2 protein-coding genes are annotated in these 7889 nt (G+C 54.3%); both read right to left on the bottom strand.

Annotated features, from left to right (window positions below; genetic code table 11):
* Positions 1-5056 (bottom strand): Calx-beta domain-containing protein (locus ABX962_RS24150; protein ID WP_372723065.1); only part of this gene is annotated, 5056 nt, incomplete at its 3' end.
* 812 nt (positions 5057-5868) lie between these two features.
* Positions 5869-7155 (bottom strand): M14 family metallopeptidase, encoded by a 1287-nt coding sequence (locus tag ABX962_RS24145; RefSeq protein ID WP_372723063.1) that lies wholly within the window; start codon positions 7153-7155, stop codon positions 5869-5871.
* Positions 7156-7889 lie beyond the last annotated feature (734 nt).

The raw sequence follows: 7889 nt of genomic DNA, 5'->3' as shown, positions 1-7889 counted from the left end.
TGGTCGAAACCCCCTGTACACCGTCTTCGATTCCATTGGTCACGGCGGAGATATTGACGATCAAATCCTCATCGACTTCATCAATGCCATCCGCAACGGTGACCGCCGTGAAGGACGTTGAAATGGATCCTGCCGCAATGGTGATCGGAGTCGTCAAACCGGTAAAGTCCAATCCTGCGGTGGCGGATCCACCCAGCGTCAAATCGATCACCACATCCTTGCCCGACAGTGTGGAAAGTGTCGCGGTATAGACAATTGATTCGGTCGATTCGGTCACCGAAGTTTTGTCGACGGCGAGCGTGACCAGCGGAGCCGCGTCATTGTCGTTGATCGTGGTCGACGCGACCACCGAGCCTGACAAGGTTGCGTTGGTCGGATTGACCAACGTCAGCACGACCGACTCGTTGAACTCATCCAGCGTGTCTTCGTCCGCGGTAATGGTCACCGTCGCGGTGGTCGCCCCAGGTGCAAAGGTCAGCGTCGAGTGCGACGCGGTATAATCGGTTCCATTGATTGCAGTCCCTGTGAAATCAATACCGACCGTAATCGAATCGACCGAAGGATGCGAAAGCGTTGCGGTAAACGTCGTTGTCCCGGAAGCCTCGGAAATCGTCGTTGCGCCACCTGACAAGGCCACGCTTGGCACCGGATCATCATCGGTAATCAGCACCGAGTCCGATAAGACGCCGGTAGTGACGACGTCGCTTGTCAGCCCGGTGACAACGCTTGCCACGTTGACGATCACTTGTTCGTCGCCTTCATGCCGATTGTCTTGAACCGCAATCACGCGGGTAAACCCAGTAGTTTGCCCTGCGGGAATCGTAATATTTTTTGGTGGCGGGATAAAGTAATCACCATCGTTGGGCCCGATTCCTTCGATCGCGATTCCGGCGGTTTGGATTTCCACAAACACATCGCGTCCGGAGACTTCCGACAAGGACGCCGTAAACGTGGCGACGCCCGAGTTTTCAAGAATCGAGTCAACATCGCTCTGGAAGGTCACGTTTGGCGCGTCATCGTCGTCCAAGATCGCCGTGTTGACCACGCCTGGGGTAGCAATTCCGGCATTCACCGCACTTACGATTTGCACCCCAACGATCTCTTGGTCTTCTTCGTCAAACGACACCGGTTCGTCGACCGCCGTCACGGTCAGTGCCGCTGTGGTTTGCCCCGCAGGAATGGTGACCGACAGCGGTGAGTGGTCGTAGTCTAAAACGGGCAGCGCATCGCCGCTGAGCCCAAAATTAACGGTCACGTCTCTACCAGAAACGGTGTTCAGCGAAACCGTAAACGTGGCAACGCCGCCGCTTTCGGGAATGGTCGTGTTGTCCACCGCAAGCGAAACCGTCGGCTCGGGATCATCGTCAAGGATGATTGTTTGCGCACGTTGCTGTCCGAGTTCCGTCCCCCGTGTCACATTGGCGATATCGATGACCACAAGTTCGTTCGACTCATCAAGCGCATCGGGTACCGCGGTGACCGTGGTTGACGCCTGCAAGCTGCCCGCAGGAATCACGATTTGCAGCACTGGATCGATAAAATCCACGCCGCCTGCGGTTGCAAACGGCCCCAGCGTACTTGGCTGCACCACCTCGAGATCGACGACGACATCGAAACCTGAAATCGTGGAAAGCAGCGCCGTAAAGGTGGCAACGCCGCCCGCTTCGGCAATCGAAACCGGTGTCGAAGAAAGCGTTACCGTTGGCGGTGCGTCATCATCGACAATCGTCACCGTGACCGAATCCGTACTGCCTTTGACCGCGCCGGCCGACACCCCTGCAATCGAAACCATCACATCTTCATCGGGCTCATCAAGCGTGTCTTGCACACTTGTGACCAAAGTGGTCGTGCCAGTAAGCGATCCCGCAGGAATCGTGATTTGCAAGTTCGGATTAATGTAATCGACGCCGCTTCCGATCGCAGTACTGGCTGCATCGACTTGCAAATTGATGACGATATCGACCGGCGAAAATGCAGCAATGGACGCTCCGATAATCGCCGTCTCGCCGGCTTCGCCAATCGTCAGCCGGTCGATTGTCAGATTCACGACCGCCGGATCATCGTCCACGATTGTGGTGGTTGCACTGGCGACTCCGAACACACGTGCGTTGGTCAACGCCGCACCATCGATTTCGATCACCGCCGTTTCGTCGAACTCGTCCTGCGAATCTTGCAGTGGCATCAACTGAGCTGTCGCCGTCAACGAACCGGCAGGAATCAGGATCGAAACTGGAGCGATATAGTCCACGCCCTCGGTGGCGACGTTCGGTCCATGGTCCGGCGAAGTGGCGTTCGCTTGTAGCGGCACAAGAATGTCTTCGCTGTAAACGCGACTCAGGGTGGCGGTGTACGTTGCAAAGGCATCACTTTCGTTGACCGTGTCGGGGGCAACCGACAGACTTACCGCAGGAGCCAGAAAGGTGCTCGCGTCCTTCAATTTCCAAGCACCACGGCCGAGCGTTCCGAGCACCAACACATCATCGGCCGCGTCGTAGTCCATATCGTAGATCGGAGCATTAGGCACATTGCTGCCAAATTCAAACCAAGTGCCGACCGCGTCAAACGTCATCGCATAGACGCCCTGGTTCGTCCCCAGCACCAAGCCTTCGAACAGTTTGCCTCCGATTGTGGTCGAGATGTACTCCATCGCGCGAAACGCGGTCGCGCCGAGTGTTCCAAGATTTCCAGTGATGTCATCCCAGGTGCCACCTTTGTCGGTCGTTCGCGCGACGGTGTCCGAATCAATTGCAACGGCTTCCCACCATTCATTTGGATTCATGCGAATATCGAGAACAGTGCCTCCGATATCGATATTGGTAGTGAACGTGCTGACGGTTTCTTCACGAACATAAACATTGCCGAACGCGTCTCCGGCGTAAATCACTGCCGCATTGTCGCCATGGACAGCCGAACGACCGCCGTAGGCCATCGGATTTGCCACCCCACCAGCAACATGAAACGTGGACGCTTGCGTGATTGAGTTGCCTTGAGAAAAGGATTCGTAGACTCCATTGCGTGCACCGATAATCAATTGTCGCGGGTCAATGGCATTAAGCACCACGGAAGTATCAAATTGGGGCTGCAGCGGAGCTCCACTCGTAACGACCAAAGGTCGATTCGTGCCACTGATTAGATTGTTGTTGGCGTCCCATACGGTCGAGCGGAAACCGGCCAAATTCTGAAAACTACTGTAGCGAATCGACCGTCCCTGATCCGCCAACGTGACGTTGTCAACGACAACATCCCCGCCATCGCCGCCCGACATCAAACTCCACTCCTGTTGATCTTCGTTCAACTGATACTGAGTCCCATTGTCTTGCGCTCCGGCAAGAATGACATTCGAATTACTGTCGTAGGCGACATCGTGATATTCAAACACTCCCAGACTTCCCGACAAGGATTCCCAGATCCCCGAATTGTCTTGTGGGCTGGTGCGACGAAAGATCCCGCCATCATTGACTTCTAACATATTGCCGTTTGCATCAAACGCGATGTCGCGTGAATCGGCATGCGGTGCACTGCCATTGGCCGTCCCGCCACTGGGATCAAATGCATTCGCGTCGTCGGTCAAGTGATCCCATTGGGGTGAGGGAATCTGCAGCGGATCACGACTGATTTTAACATCACCACGGAACAGCGATCCGGTAAAATTGCTGGCACCAATCGCGTTGGGAAACGGAGTTTCTTGTCGGTCGCCCCCGATGTAAACGATGTCGTGGTCATTGGGATCGATACCGATGGAAAAGTGAATGCGGCCTTGGCTACCGGGTACCGACGTGTCTTTGAAGGTGGGGCTGGGGTTCGTGATTTTGGTGATTTGGCCGGTGTTCGCCGTGTAGGTTCCTCCCCCGGTTCCGTCGGAAAAGTTGAGCGTGACATTATCATTGTCAACTCGCGTTACAACCCATTGACCATTCGCCGGCGTCGAATTGGTACTATCACGAACTCCGTTGACTAACACCAAGTCGCCTGTCTGTAAACCATGCCCCACGGCCCTGATGCTGATCGGACTCGTATTGGTCACCCCGGTGATGTTCGTTGCATTTGCTATCGGAAGAATCGGTACATCCATCTCGCGCCAAATGGGCGAAACGGTATCTCCGGTATCCGTATAAAAAAGTCCTGCGGGTTGGCCGCCAACAATGATCCCCACAAACAGACGCCCCGAATTCGGGTGCACGACCATTTCGGTATTGCTAATCCCGCCACCATTGAGCAGTCCCTGCAACGCCGCATTGGACTGGGAAACATTATTCCAGGTCAAACCAAAGTCGTCCGACCGAAAGATGCCATCGGGGCCTGACACGTACAAACGATTGTAAGCGCTCAGATCGGCGAACAAATCATTGAATCTGTCGGCGGGGATTCCCGGAAACGCCTCAATTGTAATTTCAGTAAACGTCGCCCCTCCATCGGTACTGCGATAGATGCCGCCATTGAAGAAATCGTCACTCGAGACGACGATCGTGTTGCCGAAATCTTTGGATGCGATGCCTGAAACTCGAATTCCCGCCAAGCCAACGCTGCCAGGATCGACCCAAGTGTCGCCGCCGTCATGAGTCACGTAGACCGAGCCCACCGAGCCTCCGGCGCCCCCAAAACTGCTGTAATTACCGGTCCCGGCGACCAGCGTTTGAAAGGGAGTTCCCGATGGATTGGTAAAGAACGTATCTTCGGTGTCAAACTCGATCGCCCCAATCGTCAACGATGGCAGGTGGTCGGTTTGCGGGGTCCAATCGGGATTCGCATCAGTCGCATTGTCGGTTCGCCAAATCCCGCCGTTGATACTGCCGACATAGACCACATCGGGGTTGGTCGGGTGAGCTAAGACCGACTCGATCGCGCCGTTGACGCGATTGTTAGGCGTGATATTGGTGACCTGACCATTGCTGGTCGGCGCCCCTCCCTGCTCGACGAAGATCCCCAACTCGGGGGTCGCTGGCACATAAGCCAATAATCGTCGCTCCTCGAGATTCTCGAATCGACTTTGTCGAAACCAATTGCGGCGGCGTTGACGGGCTAGCTTCGAACGAAGACGACGGGTGCGAGATGTCATGGTTGAAGAGCTCGGAAGCAGTGGGGAAAGCACGGAAAATCAAGGTTCTTCCGCAAATGCACGAATGGGTTGCAGCCCGATTTTCAGCTGCATCCCATTGCAAACCCCACCGCTATCTCTGAGAGCCACCAAACACCCGCAATGAATTCGTTGATTGCCACGGGTGAAATGAAGAGGGAGACCTTAAAAATAGGGAAGAGGGCGCATTTAGCGAATTTGACGATTATGGTGGCAGCCCAACACAGATTCAACCTTTCCCCGACCATTCCCCCGCTAAATAGTGGAATGGGTCATCCACAGCCCCCGTGCTACAGAATCCCGCCAAGCAGACTAATGCGGAAAACAGCAGAACGACGCTACAGAGGGATCATCAAATACACACCAGGAAACCGACTTTCGGATGACCCGCTTTTGCGAAAGTTCCCTCAAAATCGTTATTTCCAAGAAAATCGTTAATTTATCTTCCTTCGCTTTCGCTCCGGACCGAGCGACCTGGTGAGACAAACGCCGTTAAAAGAAGGGCAACGAAGCGGATGGTTGCCTGAAACGCCACAAAAAGACATATAGAGAGATAGCGAGGCCTAACGCGGGGACCGCGGATCCAGCCTAACAATAACGCTGTGAAGCATTAACGCTGTGAAGCATTTGCGTTCTCGTAGCTACGCTCGCCAGAGCGTGGATGGCGGCCGCGCCAACGCGAATCACCACTTTCTGACGCAGGTAGCTACCTAAAATGCTTCACTGCGTTGGTCAAAACGGCTCACTCGATCGGCGGTCGTTTTTAGATAACGTCGCGGAGAACCGCCTGGGGCTTAGTTGCGATAATTTAGCAGCGTTCGCATCATTTCTTCGGCACTAACTCGCGACAAGTTGGCGATGGCATCGCGATCAGTATTGTCACCAAATTCATAGGTGACCGCGGCCACATTCAGCACGCGATCGACCCAAGCTTTGGAGGTCGTGCGTTTGGAATTATGATTCTTGTCGAGATTCACCGAATAGGAAGGCAACCGCTGATCGAATCGGTTCAACCAAGTGGCGGTAAAATTCTTGGGGAACACGTCGTCCACGTTTTCGGTCAGATAAAAAACGTCTTCATAAGTGGAATGAAAATCGAGCACGAGATACAGCGAATCGCGACCACGACTCTTCAGATCCAACAGTTCGCGACGCAGCGTCCGCGTTTCCGGTTGTCGGAAAAGTCCCCAATCGCGATTCAAGTCAACACTATTGGCGTTGCATCGCCATCGTCCTTGCTCGACCCCATCCGGGTTCGCGTTAGGAACGACGATCACATGGAACGCGTCACGAAATTGCTGGGTCAATTCCGTTTCTGCCGCGATCGCTTCGGCGAACCGCATTAACCCAATCGCACCGGTCGTTTCGGGTGGATGAAGTCGCCCCATAATGAACACGTACCCCGGCGAATCGGCGCGAGGGTTACCAATGACAAGCTTTGAAATGGGGCGTCCCAAAACGCTTTGCCCACACACCGCGCGGGTCACGTGCGGCAGCGTCGCCAATCCCTTCGCCCATCGCTCGGTGTCTTCGTTGGAGATCAGTTCCTGCGCCGAGACCCACAACACATCGGGGCCCACATCCATCTGCAACACCACCTCGGATCCACTGGGATGGACCGATGACACCAGATGCTGGCCATCACGCCAAACGGTGCCATCGTTACTGATACGTGGCGTGTAGCGATGTGTCCCGCCCTGATAGCTCAGATGCACTGTAATGCTACGCAACTCGTTTGAACGAATACGGAAAGCATACCAAGCGCTATTGTTGATCGGTTTGCGTTCGGGACGCACCACCAATTGGAATCGAGTGGGAGTGATCTCGAAACACTCATTCAAACGTCCCCCGCAAAAATCACTATCGATTTGAATCGATTGATCCAATGACTCGAAGGTCGTCGTTGCCAGTGATGTATCAAGCGGATGCAGCGAGTCAGAGTCCGTTGATTTGGGTGCGATTTCAACGGCCCAGACGGGTGACTCACTGACGAGCAAGACGAAGCAAGCGGAAACGCAACACAGTCGAATCGCCAATAGACCGGTAACCTGCAAGCGGCAAAAACCAAGTGGACCGGGCATAGCAAACTCTCCAGTAGGCGGTTCCTTATACTCTAAACTCTTTCCGATCATTTGTGGCTTGTGATCGAGAACTCGACGCGGCAAAGGCAAAAAACGATATTAACATCATTTTTTGCGACTTTATTCAGGTTGTAGCGGTCTTACGACGCCGTAACCGCAGAGATAGCGAGTGTCACATGCCATAACATAGTATAATTAGTTCAAACCTACTCGAATTATTTTGTCCTTGACGTCAACCGTTTAGCCCTGGTTCGGCGATAAGTTCGTTGCTTGAACAATATGACAAAATGTGAGTGGCGATGGAATCTCGTCGCCTCGCTCACACTCTTCAAGGCAAGTGGCCGCCCCACCCTCATGCTCCTGCCCGCTGCTTTGACGGCGCGGATTCAGTACGGTCAAATCAAGAGACGACGAAGCAGCCGCGGTGTATGACCAACGCCATCGCTGGTGATCGGCTTGGGCAGGAAGATGTAAGGGGCAGAAAGATCGGATACCGCAGAAGGATCCAGCCTTCTTTATTTTCCTGCCCATTTCCATGCACCTGCCCGCTGCTTTGACGGCGCGGATTCAGTACGGTCAAATCAAGAGACGACGAAGCAGCAGCGGTGTATTACCAAGGGCATCGTTGGTAATTGGCTTGGGCAGGAAGATGATCGGGGCAGGAAGATCGGATACCGCAGATGGATCCAGCCTTCTTTATTTTCCTGCCCATTTCCATGTTTCTGCCCACCGCT

It is taken from the genome of Novipirellula sp. (assembly GCF_041583735.1).
Lineage (GTDB): Bacteria > Planctomycetota > Planctomycetia > Pirellulales > Pirellulaceae > Novipirellula.
The sequence above is the reverse complement of the archived record's forward strand: the minus strand, read 5'-3'. Positions and strand labels throughout refer to the sequence as shown.

Excerpts from the sequence above, each read along its gene's own strand:
- ABX962_RS24145 (WP_372723063.1), bottom strand. The coding sequence starts at position 7,155 with ATGCCCGGTCCACTTGGTTTTTGCCGCTTGCAGGTTACCGGTCTATTG.